The 1,356-nt window shown below is 68.7% G+C and carries 1 pseudogene; it reads right to left on the reverse strand.

Annotation, left to right across the window (positions count from 1 at the left end):
- A pseudogene (locus tag BN11_RS17810) lies at positions 1–1,244 on the reverse strand (IS1634 family transposase); the annotation flags it as partial.
- Positions 1,245–1,356: the final 112 nt, after the last annotated feature.

Below are 1,356 nucleotides of genomic sequence, written 5' to 3' on the forward strand. Positions count from 1 at the left end.
AGCTGATGACCTCACCGGCGGGCATCAGCTCGGCGGGGATGTTGGTGACGTACCCCTTCAGGCCCTCGAGCCGGCGCGCCCGGGCCAGCGACGCCTCATCCAGGGTGCGGGCACCGTTGCTGGTCTTGACGAACCGCGGGGTGCGGGCGGCCTTCTCCCCGGCGACCACGGCCTTGGCCCGGTTCTCCTGCAGGGTCAGCGTCTTGGCGTCCCTCGCGGCGCGCTTGGCGGAGTACGCCCACACCGCCCGCCACGACCCGTCATGCTCCTCGGGCTCCCACACCGGCTCTGCCCCGCAATGCGGGGTCGTTGTCCTTGTTGCGGCCCCGGCGCGGGGTGAGGGTGTCGATGACCTGACCGTCGGTGAACGCGTCCCCGTGCCACCGGAAGTGCGAGGCCAGGTCGATCGGGGCCTTGCTCACCCGTGAGCCGACGATGAACCGCAACCCGGCCTCGTCGAGCTCGCGCAGGTTCGCCGCGGACAGCATCCCCGCGTCGGCGACCACGACCATGCCCTCGATGCTGTGCCGGGCCGCGAACGCCGTGACGATCGGGATGATGGTGGCCTTCTCGGCCTTGTTGCCCTCAAAGCAGCCGACCTGCAGGGGGAAGCCGTTGCGGTCCACCAGGAGCCCGACCAGGACCTGCGGGTCGACCCGGCGTTCCTTGGAGTAGCCGACCTTGCGCAGGGCGTCCTCGTCCTCAGCCTCGAAGTACAACGTCGTCACGTCATAGAGCACCAAGGACAGATCCCCTGCGGTGGAGGCGTGTTCGTAGCACGCAGCTGCGAGGGTGTCGCGGTACCCGCGGTCCTGGCAGCGTTTCAACGACCGGAACATCGTGCGCAGCGAGGCATGCTCGACACCGATCTCCTCCAAGACCCGCACCGAGTCCGCCTTCGAGGTCGGCTCGACGATCCTGGCCAGCACCATCTGCTCGAACGCGTCATCACCCACAGCGTGAAACCCCAGCTCGCGAAACCCGCTCGTGAGCACCTGCCACAGCAGCGCGCACCGCTTGCCGGTGATCACCCCCTGCCTGACCGGGCCCGCGGGCATGGTCAGCTCCAGCTCGCCCTGCCCGGGATGCATCCGTGCCCGCGCGACCTCGAGCAGGGCGACCAGCTCAGCCGGCGTGCGTGCCGATCCCACGTGCTCAATCACGTTGTCGCGGTCCCCGACACGCTCAGCGATCTGCACCGCCGTGGCCCCCGAAGCGGTCGGGACCTTCCGCACAAACACCACGAGCACCGACCCTACCGGCCCGATTAGTGTGTCAACCTCGAAGCCTTCAAGCCGCTGACCAGCACAAACATCCGGCCCGACCCGGAATCACGCCAACGTGGCACGAGTCAGG

The organism is Nostocoides australiense Ben110, assembly GCF_001050535.1.
Lineage (GTDB): Bacteria > Actinomycetota > Actinomycetes > Actinomycetales > Dermatophilaceae > Nostocoides_A > Nostocoides_A australiense.